Here is a 17,208-nt window from a genome sequence, read left to right as displayed (position 1 = left end):
CGAGGCTCGGCGTCTCCCTAGCGGTTGCGGAGATACTCGGCGAAGTCGTCTTTCAGCTCCGGGTGGTTCAGGGCGAGCTCCACGGTCGCCTCCAGATAGCCCAGCTTGGAACCGCAATCGAAGCGGCGCCCCTCGAAGTTGAAGGCCGTTACCCGCTCCAGCTCCAGCAACCGCGCGATGGCATCGGTCAGCTGGATCTCGCCGCCGGCCCCTGGCTTTTGCGTGGCCAGCATCTCGAAGATTCTCGGGGTCAGGATGTAACGCCCCACCACCGCCACGTTCGACGGGGCCTGGTCCGGATCGGGCTTCTCGACGATCCCCTTCACATCCCAGCTGCGCGGGCCGGTCTTCACTGGATCGATGATCCCGTACTGATGTGTGCGGTCACCCGGCACTTCTTCCACCCCGAGCACGCTGCACCCGTGCTCGGCGTATTGCTCCACCATCTGCCGCGTCGCCCCACCATTACTTGACTCGATCAGGTCGTCCGCCAGGATCACGGCAAAGGGTTCGTTACGCACAATCGGATGGGCACAGGCCACCGCATGGCCGAGACCCAGCGCATCGGACTGGCGCACATAGACACAGGTCACGTTCGGCGGAACGATATTACGCACCTGCTCCAGGAGCTCTGTCTTGCCACGCTCCTCCAGCTCGTGTTCCAGCTCGTAAGCCTTGTCGAAGTGGTCCGGAATGGAGCGCTTGTTGCGCCCGGTCACGAACACCAGGGTCTCGATCCCCGCTTCCACCGCCTCCTCCGCTGCGTACTGGATCAGCGGCTTGTCCACGATCGGCAGCATCTCCTTCGGATTCGCCTTGGTGGCCGGCAGAAAACGCGTACCCATGCCGGCAACCGGGAACACGGCAGTACGGATCGGTGGGTGATTCTGGCTCATTCCATCTCCTGGGCGCTCAATAACGAACCCCTGGCCCACGCGTCCTGCCGGACCCATTGACCAGGGGCTGGAACCGGATGGCAGCACACGCCGCCATCCACTACGCTACAACGTTACTCGACGACGATGCGGTCGAGATTCATCTCCACGGTGCGTTCACCAATCCCGGAGACCTCGGTCAGTGCCTGCACCGAAGCGAACTCACCGTGTGCCTCGCGGTGCTCCACGATCGCCTGGGCCTTCACCGGACCGACGTTGTCCAGCGCGGCCAGCTCTTCGGCGGATGCGCCATTCACGTTGAGCGGCTGGCCTCCCGAGGCCGTAACCATCACCAACGGCAGGACGCAAAGGCCCGCCAGGGCCCAGCACTTCGCGCATTGAAAAAGCTTCTTCATGAAAACGCTCCTTATCTTCATTGAACGATCGGTGCATCCATGCACCAACGGCATCCTAGCGGGATTGATGCCCTGCGAAAACCCCTCCAATCCACGCCGTCATTCCCTCTTCCCCAATCGTGTGATGAAGGCCTCCATGGCCATGCTCGGGTCCGCGGCACGCGTGATCGGCCGGCCGACCACGATGGCGCTGGCCCCGGCCGAGATCGCCCGTTCGGGGGTCATCACCCGCTTCTGATCGTCCCCGCCCGCGTCCTCCAGCCGAATTCCGGGCGTTACCAGCAACGGATCCTCGCCGAGCAGGCGGCGCAGCATGGCGGCCTCCTGCGCCGAACAGACCAGCCCTTCCAGGCCCGCCTTGCGCACCGCCAGTTCGCCCAGAAGACGCACCTGCTCGGCCGGTTCCCGATTCACGCCGATCTCACGCAAGGTACCGGCGTCACTGGAGGTCAGCACCGTTACGGCCAGAAGTGCCGTCGTGTCATTCGTCTCGCGCACCGCCGCGTGCGCGGCGCGCATCATCTCCACACCGCCGCTGGCATGCACGTTAATCAACCAGACACCGGTCCGCGCCGCGGCCCGACAAGCCGCCGCCACCGTATTCGGGATGTCGTGGAACTTCAGATCCAGAAAGACGCGAAAACCCAGGCCGTGCAGACGGTGCAACAGTTCGGGCCCGGCGACCACGAACAGCTCAAACCCGACCTTCAGCGCGCACTGGGCTGGATCAAGCTTTCGCGCGAACGCCAGTGCGGCTTCGGCTTCGGAAAAATCGAGCGCCACAATCAGGCGCGTTGCAGGTTCCGGAATCGGATTCATGAACGGGGACTCCCTTCGCGGATTAGCGCCTCCTCGGCGGCCTCCGTCGTCTGGTCAATGTCGAAGTCGAGACCGCGCAGCGTATCCCAGCGACGACAGCTTGGGCACTGCCACACATGCGCACGCCCTTGATAGCCACAGTTCACGCACTGGTACAGATGCTGGCTCCCGAGCTGGTCCGCCAGGGCCTTCTCGAATGCTGCAAACTCCGTGCTGTATTGCTGGACCGCCGGGAGAATCTTCATCCAGCGCACCGCCTCCAGCAATCCCGAGGTCGGCACCGGGCGCTGTGCCAGGATCGAACCCAGCTCCATCAGCGCGGCATCCAGTCGGCCAGTGCGTCGATAAAGACGCATCAGGGCGATGCGCGCCATCGTGATCCCACGGTTGCGCGCAAGATCGTCGAGGAGCTCCTCCAGCTGACCTAGACGATTCTCCCCAGGCAGCTCCTGATGCAACCGCTCGATACGCGGTACCAGCAAGGGCGCCAGCTGCGGGGTACGCGCCACCGCATCGCGTCCGAATCCGATCGCCTCGCGGATCTCGCCCTTGCGTGCCGCGATCTCCGACTGGATCAGCAGTGCCCGCGAAAGCCCCGGCACCAGGCCCTCGGCCTGTTCCGCGCGCGCTCTGGCGCTTTCCCAGTCACCCTTGTCCAGCGCGATCTGGGCCAGTTCGCAATGATAATGCGCGATCCTCTGATGCTCGTGCGCGACCCCATGTTCCTTCAGCCGGTCGCCCACCTCGATCGCACGCTCCCATTCCCGCTGGGTCTCGTAGACCTGACGCAGGCCTTCCAGTGCGGCGACCGCCTGATGCGGCGAATCCGCCAATTCACGAAACACCGCCTCCGCCCGATCCAGTACACCGGCCAGGAGAAAATCCTCGCCCAGTTCGCACAGGGCCTGTGCCCGCTGCGCCGCGGGCAGCGTGGGCCGCGCGACCAGGTTCTGATGGATACGGATGGCGCGGTCGACCTCGCCCCGGCGCCGGAAGAGCCGCCCCAGGATCACATGGGTCTCGAAGGTTTCGTGATCGACTTCCACCATTTCGATGAAGGCCTGAAGGGCATCATCCGTGCGGTCGTCGAGGAGGTGGCGCACACCTTCCAGGTAGCGATCCAGTGACGGCTCCCGTTCCTCTCGGTCTTCCGGCACGCCGTAACGCGCGAGCCACCAGCCACTCGCAGCCGCAATAGGGAGCAGCAACCAGAACCAGTCGTCGATCATGAGCGAGAATGGTTCCCGGATGAGAAGAGAAACGTGGGGGGCGTCAGTGGCCGCATGCGCGCCACGTGACTAGTAGAAATCCCGCATGGGTGCGGTACGCAACTGCTCGACCTCGACCTTGAGGGCATGGTTCTGTTCGCGCAGGTCTGCAATCTTTTGCCGCAACCGGCGCAGCCGCAGCCAGAGTACGAGCGAAGCCAAAACGACCCCGAACAGGGCCGCAATCCCGAGGAACACCACGAGCGGCGCCTCGATCTGCACACCGGGTAACGCAAGGGTCACCAGGTCTTCGTTCAATACAACAAGAATGCCAACAGCGGACGAAATCACGATAAGCGCGGCAAAGGCCACGGCATTGCGAATCTGCTGTCGACGTCGGTCGTCCACGGACGGTCCCTAGTCGTTCCCGTCGATGGAGCCGTTTACCCGTTCGCGCAATTCCTTGCCGGGCTTGAAATGGGGGACATGCTTACCGGGCAAGGCAACACCTTCACCGGTCTTGGGGTTACGTCCCAGCCTTGGGGGCCGGAAATGGAGGGAAAAACTGCCGAAGCCCCGAATCTCTACCCGCTGCCCATTGGCCAGCGCATGACTCATCCGTTCGAGTAATGCCTTGACCGACATCTCGACATCCCTGGCAGGCAAATGTGGCGATTTCCGGGCGAGGTTCTCGATCAATTCCGATTTGGTCATCTGGCACTCGTCACAGACAGGAAGGAAACCCGGTTTCCCGGAACAAAATGGCCCACGGCACCTTCCGGCACCGTGGGCCGCTGCAGAACGGACTTAGTCGTTCTTGTCCATCTGCTCCTTGAGCAGATCGCCCAGGGTAGTACCGGTACCGGCATTGCTGCCGTAATCGGAGACCATCTCGGCTTCCTCGGCGCGATCCTTGGCCTTGATCGACAGGCTGATGGCGCGGGTCTTCTTGTCAACGCCCATGAATCGGGCTTCGACGGTTTCGCCGACCTTCAGCACAGTGCTGGCATCCTCCACACGATCCTGGGAGATGTCGGCGGCACGCAGGATGCCGTCGATGCCGTCGGCCAGTTCGATCACCGCGGCCTTGGCGTCCACTTCCTTCACGGTACCGGACACGATGCTGCCCTTGCTGTGCTCGGCCACGAAGTTGGCGAACGGATCGCGGTCCAGCTGCTTCAGGCCCAGGGAGATGCGCTCGCGCTCGGGATCCACGGACAGGACCACGGCCTCGACCTCGTCACCCTTCTTGAAGTTGCGGATCGCCTCTTCGCCGGCCTCGTGCCAGGACAGGTCGGAGAGGTGGATCAGGCCGTCGATGCCGCCTTCCAGGCCAACAAACACACCGAAATCGGTGATCGACTTGATCTGGCCACTGACCTTCTCGCCCCGGTTGTGGTTGGCGGCGAAGTCGTCCCACGGGTTGGACTGGCACTGCTTCATGCCCAAGGAGATGCGGCGGCGCTCTTCGTCCAGGTCCAGGATCATTACCTCGACCTCGTCACCGATGGCAACCATCTTGCCCGGGTTGACGTTCTTGTTGGTCCAGTCCATCTCGGACACGTGCACCAGGCCTTCCACGCCGTCTTCGATCTCCACGAAGCAGCCGTAATCGGTGATGTTGGTGACCTTGCCGAAGATCCGGGTGCCGGTCGGGTAACGACGGGTGATGTTTTCCCACGGATCCTCGCCCAGCTGCTTCAGGCCCAGCGATACGCGCATGCGTTCGCGGTCGAACTTCAGGACCTTGACCTCGACTTCCTGGCCGATCTCGACTACGTCGGACGGGTGCTTGACGCGCTTCCAGGCCATGTCGGTGATGTGCAGCAGGCCGTCGATGCCGCCCAGATCCAGGAACGCACCATAGTCGGTCAGGTTCTTGACGATGCCCTTGACCTGCGCGCCTTCCTGCAGGTTCTTCAGCAGCTCTTCGCGCTCGGCGCTGTATTCCTGCTCGACCACGGCACGACGCGACACAACCACGTTGTTGCGACGGCGATCCAGCTTGATGAGCTTGAATTCCAGCTCTTTGCCTTCCAGATACGCGGTATCGCGCACCGGACGGACATCCACGAGTGAACCCGGCAGGAACGCCCGGATATCGCCCAGCTCGACGGTGTAGCCACCCTTGACCTTGCCGGAGATCTTGCCGGTGACGTACTGCTCTTCTTCCATCGCACCTTCGAGACGGTCCCAGGCCTTGGCTCGCTTGGCCTTCTCGCGCGACATGCGCGTCTCGCCGAAACCGTCTTCCGGGGTTTCGAGGGCCACTTCGACGACATCGCCGACCTTGACCTCGAGCTCACCCTCTTCGTTCATGAACTGCTCGGTGGGAATGACCCCCTCGGACTTCAGGCCGGCGTTCACCACGACGACTTCCGGGGTGACCTCAATGACGGTGGCACTGAGGATGGCACCCGGCTGCATCTGGGTGTAGGCCATGCTCTCTTCGAGCAGTTGCGCGAAACTTTCACTCATGGATTTGTGAACCTGTGGTTTAACAAATGCTTGCAGATACTTCCTGCAACCAGTTCTAGACGTTTATGATCCCGCTTCCGACGGCTTATTCCGCGGGGCGGGGGCTTTGTTCCGGGAGTACGTCCCGAAGGCGTTCCAGGATCATGTCGACCACGCCGACGATGTCCAGGTCCGTGGTATCCACTTCCCAGGCATCTTCGGCGGGCTTGAGGGGGGCCACGCTGCGTTCGCGATCACGCCGGTCGCGGGCCTCCATCTCGTCCTGAAGGGCGGAGAGATTAGCACTAAGTCCTTGTTCCTTCAACTGCATGTATCGCCGCCTGGCCCGCTCCTCGGCCGAGGCCGTCAGGAAGATCTTCAGGTCCGCTTCGGGGAACACGACCGTGCCCATGTCGCGCCCGTCGGCGACCAGCCCCGGGGCCTTCGCGAAACCGCGCTGACGCTCCAGCAGCGCCTCGCGCACCGCCGGAATCGCAGCCACCTGGGAGGCGTCACTGCCCGTCTGCTCCGTGCGCAGCAGTTGGTCCACGGGTGCGCCTTCCAGCAGCGTGGTCACGGCCGTGGCATCCCGATTGACCTCGAAATCCACATCCAGACCCGCGGCCAGCCGGGCCAGTGCCTCCTCGTCGGTCAGTTCCACGCCGTGCTGTCGCGCAGCCAGCCCCAACAGCCGATAGAGGGCTCCGCTATCCAGAAGATGCCAGCCCATCGCCGCCGCTACGCGCATGCAGACCGTGCCCTTCCCTGCACCGCCGGGGCCATCAATGGTCAGTACCGGAATGGCCGTACTCATGCCGCCTCCAGTTGCAGTCCGGCCTCACGCGCCAGCGCCACGAAGCCGGGGAAAGAGGTCCCCACGTTGGCGCAATCGCGGATGCGGATCGGCGCTCGGGCACGCAGCCCGGCCATCGCGAACGACATGGCGATGCGGTGATCGCCATGACTGTCGACCTCGCCCCCAGTGAAACCGTCACCGCCCTGGATGCGAATGCCATCCGGCTGCACTGCGCAGTCCACGCCCAGCGCGGCCAGACCATCGGCCATCACCTGGATACGATCACTTTCCTTGACCCGCAGCTCCTCCGCGCCGGTCAGGACCGTCTCGCCCTCGGCACAGGCCGCGGCGATGAAGATGGCCGGGAATTCATCGATTGCCAGTGGCACCAAGTGCTCGGGGATCTGGATCCCCTTCAGAGTGGCCGCCTCGACCTCGAGATCGGCCACGGGCTCGCCACCGGCTTCGCGCTCATCGAGGACGCGGATCTCGGCGCCCATCAGACGCAGGATGTCGATCACGCCGGTGCGCGTCGGGTTGATCCCCACATGTTCCAGGCGCATGCGCGAGCCGGTGGCAATCGAGGCACCGACCAGAAAAAATGCCGCCGACGAGATATCCGCTGGCACATCCACCGGGCTTGCGACCAGGCGACCGCCGCCCTCTACACAGGCACGGGGTCCGTCGCGCTCCACGTGATAGCCGAATCCGGCCAGCATCCGCTCGGTGTGATCGCGGGTGGGCGCCGGCTCGGTCACGCAGGTCCTGCCGTCCGCCCAAAGACCTGCCAACAACAGGGCCGACTTCACCTGGGCACTGGCGACTTTCAATACATGATCTGTACCCCGCAACGGGGCCCCGCCGTGTACCCGCAACGGTGGCGTCCCGGCCTCGCTGGTATCGATGTGCGCACCCATGTGCGCGAGCGGGTCGGTGACTCGGCGCATCGGGCGCCCGCTCAGGGAGCGATCACCGACCAGCTCGCTGTCAAACGCCTGGCCGGCCAGTACACCGCACAGCAGCCGCATCGCCGTCCCCGAGTTGCCCATGTCCAGTGCCGCCGCCGGGGCCTTGAGCCCGTGCACGCCGGCACCCTGAATGCGTACATCGCCTGGACCGGTACGTTCGATCGCCACGCCCATCGCACGAAACGCCTCCAGTGTCGCAATACAATCGGCCCCCTCGAGGAATCCGGTCACACGCGTCTCGCCCTCGGCCAGCGCACCCAGCATGATCGCCCGGTGGGAGATCGACTTGTCGCCCGGCACGCGGGCGCGGCCCGAAAGCTGCCCTCCGGGCTGTACGGTAAAGGTATTCATCGATTTTCAGGTATCCAGTTGTGCGTCCGCGGGGTCGCAAAGGCGATCGCGGGTTTCCTTGGCGTGTTCAAAGCTCTGTTCGATGGTCGCGGCATCGCCGTGCTCGATGGCGCTGCGCAAACCCTCCAGATCGGCCTGGTACTGCCCGATCACCTCGAGGATGGCGGTGCGATTGGCGAGGCAGATATCCCGCCAGACCACCGGATCGCTGGAGGCGATGCGCGTGAAATCGCGAAACCCCCCGGCGGCGTAATGAAAGATCTCGTCGCGCTCGCTCATGTTCGCAAGCGACGACACCAGCGTGAAGGCCAGCACATGGGGCAAGTGACTGGTCGCGGCCAGCACCCGGTCGTGGTGCGCCGGGGTCATGTACTCGACCCGCGCCCCGGCGGCCTGCCACATCGCGGCCACTCGGTCGGTCGCCAGCGCATTCGTGGCATCGACCGGTGTCAGGATTACCAGGCGCTCACGGAACAGGGTGGCAAAGGCCGCCCCCACCCCGCTCTTCTCGGTTCCCGCAATCGGATGGCCGGGGACAAACGCGCGCGGGACCTTGCCGAAGCCGGCACCCACCGCATCGATTACGGCCTGCTTGCTGCTGCCCACATCGGTCAGCGGGCTGTCTTCGGGCCACGCCGCAGCCAGGTCGCGCGCCAGTGGCTCCATCGCCCCCAACGGGACGGCGAGAACGCCCAGGTCCGCGCCCTCGGCGGCCTCGGCGACATCGGTGGTCCAGCGATCGATCACGCCCAGGCGCTGCGCCTCGCGCAGATTGTCTGCATTGCGCGAACAACCCACGATCTCGCGCACGGCCCCCGCCTCGCGCAGGGCCAGGGCCAGCGAACCGCCGATCAGCCCAACGCCGAAGATGACCAGCCGTTCGATCACGCCAGGGCCTTTTTCAGGGCCGCGAGAAAGCGGTCATTGTCCGCACGGGTCGAGACCGTGACGCGCAGATGCCCGGGGAGACCGTAATTCTCTACCGGGCGCGTAATCACGCCGTCGCGCAGCATGTCGTCATATACCGGGCCCGGATCCCGGCCGGTATCGAAGGTCACGAAATTGCCCACCGACGGGATCACACGCAAGCCCAGCTCGCGCAGGGCGGCGCTCACCTGGCGAACCCCCTCCCGATTGATGGCCACCGACTTTTCCACATGCTCGTGGTCGTCCAGCGCGGCCAGGCCGGCCGCCTGGGCAATCGCATTCACATTGAACGGCTGGCGCACTCGATTCAGCAGGTCCGCGATGGCCGGCGAGCTAACCGCATAGCCGAGGCGCAGTCCGGCCAGGCCCTGGATCTTGGAGAAAGTCCGGGTGACGATCAGGTTCGGATAGCGATCCAGCCATTGCGTGGTGTCCGGATACTCGGCCTCCTCGACATATTCGAAATAGGCCTCGTCGATAACAACCACGGTCGTGACCGGCATCGCGGCCACGAAGGCTTCGAGCGCCGCCGCATCCAGCCAGGTGCCGGTCGGGTTGTTCGGGTTGGCCACGAACACGACCCGCACATCGCCATCCACCCGCGCCTGCATCGCGTCAAGATCGTGCCCGAAGGGCTGTTCCGGATGGTCGGCGGGCAGCGCCGGGGCCACTCGGGCCACGGCATCCACCGCCTGGGTCACCAGCGGATAGACCGCAAACGCGTGGGCAGAAAACACGGCAGCACGCCCCGGCGCCAGCCAGGTCCGTGCAACCAACTCCAGCACCTCGTTGGAGCCATTGCCGAGGGTGATCTGCTCCGGGGTCACGCCATGGCGTTCGGCCAGACGTGCCTTCAGCTCGAAGCCATTGCCGTCGGGATAGACATGCGCATCGGCCAGCGCCGCGCGCCCGGCTTCCACCGCAAGGGGCGACGGGCCCAGCGGATTCTCGTTGGAGGCCAGCTTGACTGCCTGGGTAATCCCCAGTTCGCGTTCCAGCGTGGCCACGGGCTTGCCCGGCTGGTAGGGGCTAAGCCCCTGGACGCCAGCAACCGCCAGAGTCACCGGATCAAACGCCGGGCCGGCCGTAGCGGATACGGAAGGATTGGATGCCATGCGGAAACCTCGGGGATTCAGGTGGCGGCCTGGGGATAGCTCCCCAGCACCTTGACGGTATCGGCGCTTGCGCGCAGCTGCTCCAGACATTCGCGGATCAGCGGATCCTGCTGGTGGCCGACCAGGTCGAGAAAGAACACGTAGTTCCACGGCGTGCAGCGCGACGGGCGCGATTCGATACGGGTCAGGCTGATACCCGACTCCGCAATCGGCTTGAGCAGCGAATACAGCGATCCCGGACGATTGGCGGTCGTCAGCATCACCGAGGTGCGATCCGCGCCACTGGGTTCCGTGGTGCCGGAACCGATAATCAGGAAACGTGTGGTGTTGTCGGCGCGATCTTCCACGTGCGGCGCCCGCACCGGGATCTGGTAATGGTCGGCCGCGGCCTGGCTGGCGAGTGCCGCCACGGTCGGGTCCTGCGCCGCAATCTCGGCTGCGCGGGCGTTGCTGGAGACCGCCTCGCGTTCGGCGTTCGGCAGCTCCGCGTCCAGCCACTGGCGGCATTGCGCCAGCGCCTGGGCGTGGGCCAGCACGCGCCGGACCTGACCGAGATCTTCGGCGTGCGTCAGCAGATGGTGGTGAATCGGAGTCACGACCTCACCGCAGATCTGCAGCGAAGAATCCATGAAGCAGTCGACCGTGTGGGTTACCACCCCCTCGGAGCTGTTCTCGATGGGCACCACGCCGAACTGCGCGCGACCGGTCTCCACGGCGTCGAACACGGCATCGATAGAGGCCAGCGGCTGGGTCTCGACCGCATGGCCGAAATGCTTGCGCGCCGCCAGATGCGTAAAGGTGCCCACCGGTCCCAGATAGGCCACATGGAGCGGATGCTCCAGAGCCAGGCATTCGGACATGATTTCGCGGAACAGCCGGGTGATCGCTTCGCCGGATAGCGGGCCGGGGTTCTGCTCACGCACCCGGCGCAGGATCTCGGCTTCACGCTCCGGACGATAGAACACCGGATTGCTCTCCTGGCTGCGCTTCACCCGGGCCACGGCCTCGGCACAGCGGGCACGCTCGCTCAGCCGCTCGAGCAGCTCGGCATCCAGCGCGTCGATGCGCGCCCGCAGGGCAGCCAGATCTTCCTGGCCGTCGGCGGGCTGCGACGAATGCGGGTCCCCGGCCACGATCTACAGCACCCGCGCCCGCAGCACGCCGTCGATCTCATGCAGTGCATCCAGGGTCGCCTGGTCCGGCTGGCCATCCACATCCAGCAGGGTGTACGCAATGTCACCGCGGGAGTCGTTCATCAAGTGCAGGATGTTGATGTTGGACTCACCCAGGGTATGCGAGATGCGCCCGACCCGGTCCGGCAGGTTGCGATTGACGACGGCGATCCGGGTGTCTCCCTTGCGATCCAGCACCAGGGTCGGGAGATTCACCGAATTGACCACGTTGCCGTTTTCCAGATAATCACGCAGCTGATCCGCGATCATCACCGCACAATTCTCCTCTGACTCGGTCGTCGAGGCCCCCAGATGCGGCAGGGTGATCACCCGCGGGTGCCCCATCATGGCCTGCACCGGGAAATCGGTGATGTAGGCGTGCAGGCGTTCGGCGTCCAGCCCCTCGTGCACAGCGGCGTCGTCCACGATGCCCTCGCGCGCCAGGTTCAGCACCATCGCCCCGGGATTCATCCCGCTCAGGTTCTTCGCGTTGACCAGGTTGGCGGTGTTCTCGGTCAGTGGCACATGCACGGTGACCGCATCGGCCCCCTCCATCGCGGCTTCCACCGAGCGCGCGCGCTCGATGCCGGAGTCCAGACGCCATGCGTTCTCGACCGTCACCTTGGGGTCGAAGCCCACCACCTCCATGCCGAGCGCCCGCGCGGCATTGGCCACGCCAACACCGATCGCACCCAGGCCGAGCACAGCCAGGCGCCGGCCGGGCAGTTCAAAGCCGGTGAACTTCTTCTTGCCATGCTCCACCGAGGACATGAAGTCCTCCTTGGTGGGGTCCAGCCCCTGCACGTAGCCTGCCGCCGGCAACAGATTGCGCGCGGCCAACAGCAGACCGGCAATCACCAATTCCTTCACGGCGTTGGCATTGGCGCCCGGGGCATTGAACACCGCCACCCCGCGCTCGGACAGCGCCTCCACCGGGATGTTGTTCACCCCGCTACCGGCGCGCCCGACGGCCAGGACGGAATCCGGGATATCGACCGAATGCAGGTCGAACGACCGCAGCATCAATGCGTCTGGCTGGTTGATGTCCGACGCGACCTCGTAGTGGTCGCGCGGGAAGCGGTCCAGCCCACGCACGGCGATGTTGTTGTAGGTCTGAATTCGGTACATCACGACCTCCTGGCCCGGTAGTTACGCCCGGCGACCACGATTCGACAGGATCAGGCGTGGCGGTTCTCGAAGTCCGCCATGAAATCGATCAGGGCATCCACGGAGCTTTCCGGCACAGCGTTATAGATACTTGCGCGCATCCCGCCCACCGAGCGATGTCCCTTCAACGAGGACAGGCCGGCCGCATCCGCCTCGTTGAGGAACGTCCCGTCGAGGGAATCGTCCGCCAGGATAAACGGCACATTCATCCACGACCGGGCCGTGGGCTCGACCGGGTTGCGATAGAAGGCGGAGTTGTCGATGTACTGGTACAGCTTGGCGGCCTTGCGCTGGTTGGTCTTGCCCATGCTCTCCAGGCCGCCCTGCTCCAGCAACCATTCGAACACCAGCCCGGCCAGGTACCAGCCAAAGGTCGGCGGGGTGTTGTACATCGAATCGTTCTTGGCCTGCAGCGCCCAGTCCAGCACCGCCGGCACGTTGCCCTTGTCGCGCTCCAGCAGGTCATTGCGCACGATCACCACGGTCAGGCCAGCCGGACCGATGTTCTTCTGCGCCCCGGCATAGATCACGCCGAACTTCGACACATCGATCGGACGCGACAGGATGGTGGAGGACATGTCCGCCACCAGCGGTACGTCGCCCACATCCGGAATTTCCGGAAACTCGACCCCGCCGATGGTCTCGTTCGGGGTGTAGTGCACGTAGGCGGCGTTCGGATCCAGGTTCCACGAGGCGCGATCCGGGATCGAGTCGTACCCGCTCGCTTGCGAGCTGGCCACTATATTCACCGGCCCGTACTTCTGAGCCTCCTTGATGGCCTTGCCGGACCAGGCCCCGGTATCGATGTAGTCCATACCCCGGCCATTCGCCAGGTTCATCGGGATGGCGGCAAACTGCCCGGTCGCCCCGCCCTGCAGGAACAACACCGTGTAGTTGTCGGGGATGTCCATCAGCGTGCGCAGGTCCTGCTCGGCCTTCTCGGCCACGGCCATGAAGGGCTTGCCGCGGTGGCTCATCTCCATCACGGACATCCCGGACCCGCGGAAGTCCAGCAGCTCGTCACGCGCCCGTTCGAGCACCGCCTGAGGCAGGGCCGCCGGCCCCGCGCTGAAGTTCATCACTCGCGTCATGCCTGTTCTCCATCGTCACTGGATTCGGGACCCGTCTCCGGGTCCGTCCCGATTTCCGATTGACCGGGCTCTTCATCGTCTTCGACGCCGTCCTCGCCTTGCAACTGGGCGACCCGGGCGAGCTCGACCAGGTTTTCGTCTTCATCGAGACGGATCAGACGCACGCCCTGCGTGTTGCGACCGATCAATGGAATCTGGTCGATCGGTGTCCGCACCAGCGTCCCGCCATTGGTGATCAGCATGACCTCGTCGTCGTCCAGCACCCGTGCGGCCCCGACCAGCAAGCCATTGCGGCCCTCGGTCTGGATCGCGATCACGCCCTGGCCACCACGGCGATGCACCGGGAATTCGTCGAAACGGGTGCGCTTGCCGTAACCGTGTTCGGTCGCCAGCAGCGCCGATCCCTCGTCGACATTCAGCAGCGCGATCACCCGCTGGTCATCCTCCATGCGCACGCCGCGCACGCCGCAGGCCGTCCGCCCCATGGCGCGCACGTCGCTCTCGTGGAAACGCACGGCCTTGCCGGCCGTGGTCACCAGCATCACGTCGAGGGTGCCGTCGGTCAGGGAGACATCAACCAGATGATCCCCCTCGCGCAGATCCACCGCGATGATGCCGGAGGCGCGACGGCGCGAGAAATCCGTCAGCGGGGTCTTCTTCACCGTTCCCTGCGCGGTCACCATGAATACATAGTGATCCGGGTCGTACTCGCGCACCGGAAGGATCGTGCTGATGCGTTCATCCGCTTCCAGCGGAAGCAGATTGACGATCGGCTTGCCGCGCGCGGCCCGCGACCCCTGCGGCAGCTCGTAAACCTTCAGCCAGTACACCCGGCCGCGGCTGGAGAAGCACAGGATCGTGTCGTGCGTATTGGCCACCACCAGCCGGTCGATGAAATCCTCTTCCTTGAAGCTGGTCGCCGCCTTGCCGCGACCGCCCCGGCGCTGGGCGCGGTAGTCGGCCACGGGCTGGTACTTCACGTAGCCGGCGTGCGAAAGCGTGACGACCACGTCTTCCTCGCCAATCAGGTCCTCCAGCGTCAGGTTGGCCTGGCGCGCGCGGATCTCGCTACGGCGTTCGTCGCCGAACTGCTCGGCCACCCCTAGCAGTTCGTTGCGGATTTCCTGTTGCAGGCGGTCGCCCGAACCGAGGATATCCAGGAGGTCTTCGATCAGCTCCAGAAGGTCGCGATATTCGTCGAGGATCTTGTCCTGTTCCAGCCCGGTGAGGCGGTGCAGACGCAGATCCAGGATCGCCTGGGCCTGGGCCTCCGACAGCCGATAACCATCCTCGCTCACGCCATATTCCGGCGCCATGTCCTCGGGACGCGAAGCACTGGCCCCGGCGCGATCGAGCATGTCGCTGACCACGCCCAGCGGCCAGGCGCGCGCCAGCAGCCCGGCCTTGGCCTCGGCCGGGTTCGGCGCGGCACGGATCAGTTCGATCACTGGATCGATATTGGCCAGCGCAATCGCCAGGCCTTCCAGGATGTGGGCGCGTTCGCGCGCCTTGCGCAGATCAAAGATCGTGCGCCGGGTCACCACCTCGCGGCGATGACGCAGGAAGGCCCGCAGCACCTGGCGCAGATCCAGCACCTTCGGCTGGCCATCTACCAGCGCGACCATATTGATGCCGAAGACATTCTGCATCTGGGTGTGCATGTAGAGGTGGTTCAGGACCACCTCGGCCATCTCGCCACGCTTGAGCTCGATGACCAGGCGCATGCCGTCCTTGTCCGACTCGTCGCGCAGCTCGGAGATGCCCTCCATGCGCTTTTCCTTCACCAGCTCGGCGATCTTCTCGGTCAGACGCGCCTTGTTCACCTGGTAGGGCAGCTCGGTGACGACAATCGCCTCGCGCTGGCCGCCTTCCAGCGGCTCCACGTGCGAGCGTGCCCGGATCAGGACCCGGCCGCGACCGGTCCGATAGGCCTCGCGCACGCCATCGATGCCGTTGATGATGCCGGCGGTGGGGAAATCCGGCGCCGGCACGTGTTCCATCAGGCCGTCGATGGAGATGTCGGGGTCATCGATCAGCGCCACGCAGGCGTTGACGACCTCGCGCAGGTTGTGCGGCGGAATATTGGTCGCCATCCCCACCGCGATGCCGGCGGAACCATTGACCAGCAGGTTGGGAAACTTGCTCGGCAACACGGCCGGCTCGCTCTCGGAGCCGTCGTAGTTGTCGGTAAAGTCGACCGTTTCCTTTTCGATATCGGCCAGCAGCTCGGCCGCGATGCGCGCCATGCGCACCTCGGTGTAGCGCATGGCCGCCGGCGAGTCGCCGTCGATGGAACCGAAGTTACCCTGCCCGTCTGCGAGCATGTAGCGCATCGAGAACGGCTGCGCCATGCGCACGATGGCGTCGTAGACGGCGGAGTCGCCATGCGGGTGGTATTTACCGATCACGTCACCGACCACACGCGCCGACTTCTTGTACGGCTTGTTGTAGTCGTTGCCCAGCTCGCGCATCGCGTAGAGCACGCGGCGATGGACCGGCTTGAGGCCGTCACGGACATCGGGGAGGGCCCGGCCCACGATTACGCTCATCGCATAATCGAGGTAAGACTGCTGCATCTCGTCTTCGAGATTGACCGGAAAAACTTCCTTGGCAAATTCAGCCATCGAGGGTTACGCCGTCCGTCTGAACAAGCTCGCGATGATACCACAGGGGTAACCACTGGGGGCGCCCTTTTCTCCCCTCAAAACGGTTCTCCGAGGCTCTCAGGCCCGAGGGCGGCCGGTGCCGGCCCCATTTTCCCGGGTGTCAGGCCCCGGTCGTGGTGGATTCCGCGGCCGCGGGCTCGCGCAGTGTGGCCAGGCGCTCCCGCGTCGGGGCCTCGACCACACCGCGTTCGGTGACGATGGCATCGATCAGGTCCGCCGGGGTCACGTCAAAGGCCGGGTTGTATCCCCGCGCACCGTCGGCGGCCACGCGCTGGCCGGCCAGCGCCAGCACCTCGTCCTCGCCGCGCTGCTCGATGGGGATGCCCGATCCGTCTGCCATCTCGAAGTCGATGGTCGCCACGGGCGCCGCAACCATGAAACGCACCCCGTGGGCCCGCGCCAGCAACGCCAGGCCATAGGTGCCGATCTTGTTGGCGGTATCGCCGTTGGCGGCAATTCGGTCCGCCCCGACGATCACCCAGCCCACCCGGCCGGAGCGCAACAGGCTGGCCGCCGCACCCTCGCACAGCACCTGCACCGGAATGCCGTCGTGCACCAGTTCCCAGGCGGTCAGTCGGCTGCCTTGCAGCCAGGGGCGGGTCTCGTCGGCAAACACCTCCTTGATACGCCCGGCATCCCAGGCGGCCCGGATCACACCGAGCGCGGTGCCATAGCCCCCGGTTGCCAGCGAACCCGTATTGCAGTGGGTCAGCACGCCGCGACCCGGCTCGATCAATTGCGCACCCAGGGCGCCCAATTGCCGATTGCCGGCAATGTCTGCCTCCAGCATCCGCTCGGCTACTGCCCGGGTCTCGCTCACGGCAGCATCCACCGACTCGCTGGCGGCCACGACCGCCTGCATGCGATCCAGCGCCCAGAACAGATTCACCGCTGTCGGGCGCGAACCGCGCAGGGTCTCGATATCGGCGGCTACACGCGCACGCCAGTCGTCGTGACCTGTCGCGCACTGACAAGCCAGCACCACACCGAATGCCGCCGTGATGCCGATCGCCGGCGCCCCGCGCACGACCATGTCGCGGATCGCCACGGCCACGGCGGGCGCGTCCTGATAGGTTTGCCAGACGCTCTCCTGCGGGAGGCGGCGCTGGTCCAGCAACTGGAGCGCGCCCTCGCGGAAGCGGATGGGACGGATGGTGTCGGAATGTTCGCGATTCATCCG

At 65.1% G+C, this 17,208-nt stretch carries 16 protein-coding genes; all 16 read right to left on the bottom strand.

All coding sequences use genetic code 11. The features are described 5' to 3' along the window. Window positions 1–17: 17 nt before the first annotated feature. The 16 genes from galU to mtnA all read right to left on the bottom strand — a co-directional run bounded on the left by galU (window position 18) and on the right by mtnA (window position 17,205). On the bottom strand, window positions 18–896 hold the full coding sequence (gene galU / locus D579_RS0106290) for a UTP--glucose-1-phosphate uridylyltransferase GalU (RefSeq protein WP_018169761.1): 879 nt from the start codon (window positions 894–896) through the stop codon (window positions 18–20). Window positions 897–1,009: 113 nt separating this feature from the next. After that, complete coding sequence (locus D579_RS0106285) at window positions 1,010–1,291, bottom strand: ComEA family DNA-binding protein (protein WP_018145700.1); 282 nt, start codon at window positions 1,289–1,291, stop codon at window positions 1,010–1,012. A 99-nt stretch (window positions 1,292–1,390) separates the two neighbouring features. Further along, window positions 1,391–2,110: an orotidine-5'-phosphate decarboxylase gene (pyrF, locus tag D579_RS0106280; protein WP_018169760.1), complete on the bottom strand. Its 720-nt coding sequence runs from the start codon at window positions 2,108–2,110 to the stop codon at window positions 1,391–1,393. Then, complete coding sequence (locus D579_RS0106275; RefSeq protein ID WP_018169759.1) at window positions 2,107–3,339, bottom strand: tetratricopeptide repeat protein; 1,233 nt, start codon at window positions 3,337–3,339, stop codon at window positions 2,107–2,109. The genes pyrF and D579_RS0106275 overlap by 4 nt, the downstream gene beginning before the upstream one ends. Before the next feature lie 69 nt (window positions 3,340–3,408). Continuing rightward, window positions 3,409–3,726: a lipopolysaccharide assembly protein LapA domain-containing protein gene (locus D579_RS0106270; protein ID WP_018145703.1), complete on the bottom strand. Its 318-nt coding sequence runs from the start codon at window positions 3,724–3,726 to the stop codon at window positions 3,409–3,411. 9 nt (window positions 3,727–3,735) lie between these two features. Then, window positions 3,736–4,032 carry an integration host factor subunit beta gene (locus D579_RS0106265; RefSeq protein ID WP_018145704.1) on the bottom strand — a complete coding sequence of 99 codons (297 nt, stop codon included), beginning with the start codon at window positions 4,030–4,032 and terminating at the stop codon, window positions 3,736–3,738. A gap of 93 nt (window positions 4,033–4,125) precedes the next feature. After that, window positions 4,126–5,796 carry a 30S ribosomal protein S1 gene (rpsA, locus tag D579_RS0106260; protein ID WP_018650149.1) on the bottom strand — a complete coding sequence of 557 codons (1,671 nt, stop codon included), beginning with the start codon at window positions 5,794–5,796 and terminating at the stop codon, window positions 4,126–4,128. A gap of 85 nt (window positions 5,797–5,881) precedes the next feature. Continuing rightward, window positions 5,882–6,589, bottom strand: a complete 708-nt coding sequence (gene cmk, locus D579_RS0106255; protein ID WP_018937600.1) for a (d)CMP kinase — start codon at window positions 6,587–6,589, stop codon at window positions 5,882–5,884. After that, on the bottom strand, window positions 6,586–7,890 hold the full coding sequence (gene aroA, locus D579_RS0106250) for a 3-phosphoshikimate 1-carboxyvinyltransferase (RefSeq protein WP_018951436.1): 1,305 nt from the start codon (window positions 7,888–7,890) through the stop codon (window positions 6,586–6,588). The genes cmk and aroA overlap by 4 nt, the downstream gene beginning before the upstream one ends. 6 nt (window positions 7,891–7,896) lie before the next feature. Further along, a complete protein-coding gene (locus D579_RS0106245) occupies window positions 7,897–8,778 on the bottom strand; it encodes a prephenate dehydrogenase/arogenate dehydrogenase family protein (RefSeq protein ID WP_018951435.1) in 882 nt (293 codons plus the stop codon). Next, on the bottom strand, window positions 8,775–9,932 hold the full coding sequence (gene hisC, locus D579_RS0106240; RefSeq protein ID WP_018951434.1) for a histidinol-phosphate transaminase: 1,158 nt from the start codon (window positions 9,930–9,932) through the stop codon (window positions 8,775–8,777). The genes D579_RS0106245 and hisC overlap by 4 nt, the downstream gene beginning before the upstream one ends. A 17-nt stretch (window positions 9,933–9,949) precedes the next feature. Then, the gene (gene pheA, locus D579_RS0106235; protein WP_018176813.1) at window positions 9,950–11,065 is read right to left on the bottom strand and encodes a prephenate dehydratase; all 1,116 of its coding nucleotides are present in this window, start codon (window positions 11,063–11,065) and stop codon (window positions 9,950–9,952) included. Window positions 11,066–11,068: 3 nt separating this feature from the next. Continuing rightward, entirely contained in the window at window positions 11,069–12,232 is a 1,164-nt protein-coding gene (locus D579_RS0106230; RefSeq protein ID WP_018951433.1) for a 3-phosphoglycerate dehydrogenase family protein, read from the bottom strand. Window positions 12,233–12,282: 50 nt separating this feature from the next. Further along, window positions 12,283–13,362 carry a 3-phosphoserine/phosphohydroxythreonine transaminase gene (gene serC / locus D579_RS0106225; protein ID WP_018937605.1) on the bottom strand — a complete coding sequence of 360 codons (1,080 nt, stop codon included), beginning with the start codon at window positions 13,360–13,362 and terminating at the stop codon, window positions 12,283–12,285. Then, complete coding sequence (gene gyrA / locus D579_RS0106220) at window positions 13,359–15,986, bottom strand: DNA gyrase subunit A (protein WP_018951432.1); 2,628 nt, start codon at window positions 15,984–15,986, stop codon at window positions 13,359–13,361. Before gyrA ends, serC begins: the two co-directional genes overlap by 4 nt. Window positions 15,987–16,128: 142 nt before the next feature. After that, entirely contained in the window at window positions 16,129–17,205 is a 1,077-nt protein-coding gene (gene mtnA, locus D579_RS0106215) for an S-methyl-5-thioribose-1-phosphate isomerase (protein ID WP_018951431.1), read from the bottom strand. Between the last annotated feature and the right edge of the window lie 3 nt (window positions 17,206–17,208).

Origin of the sequence: Thioalkalivibrio sp. AKL12 (assembly GCF_000377925.1) — a bacterium.
Taxonomy (GTDB): domain Bacteria; phylum Pseudomonadota; class Gammaproteobacteria; order Ectothiorhodospirales; family Ectothiorhodospiraceae; genus Thioalkalivibrio; species Thioalkalivibrio versutus.
Note: the sequence above shows the minus strand (reverse complement) of the source record. Positions and strands in the feature narration are given on the sequence as shown.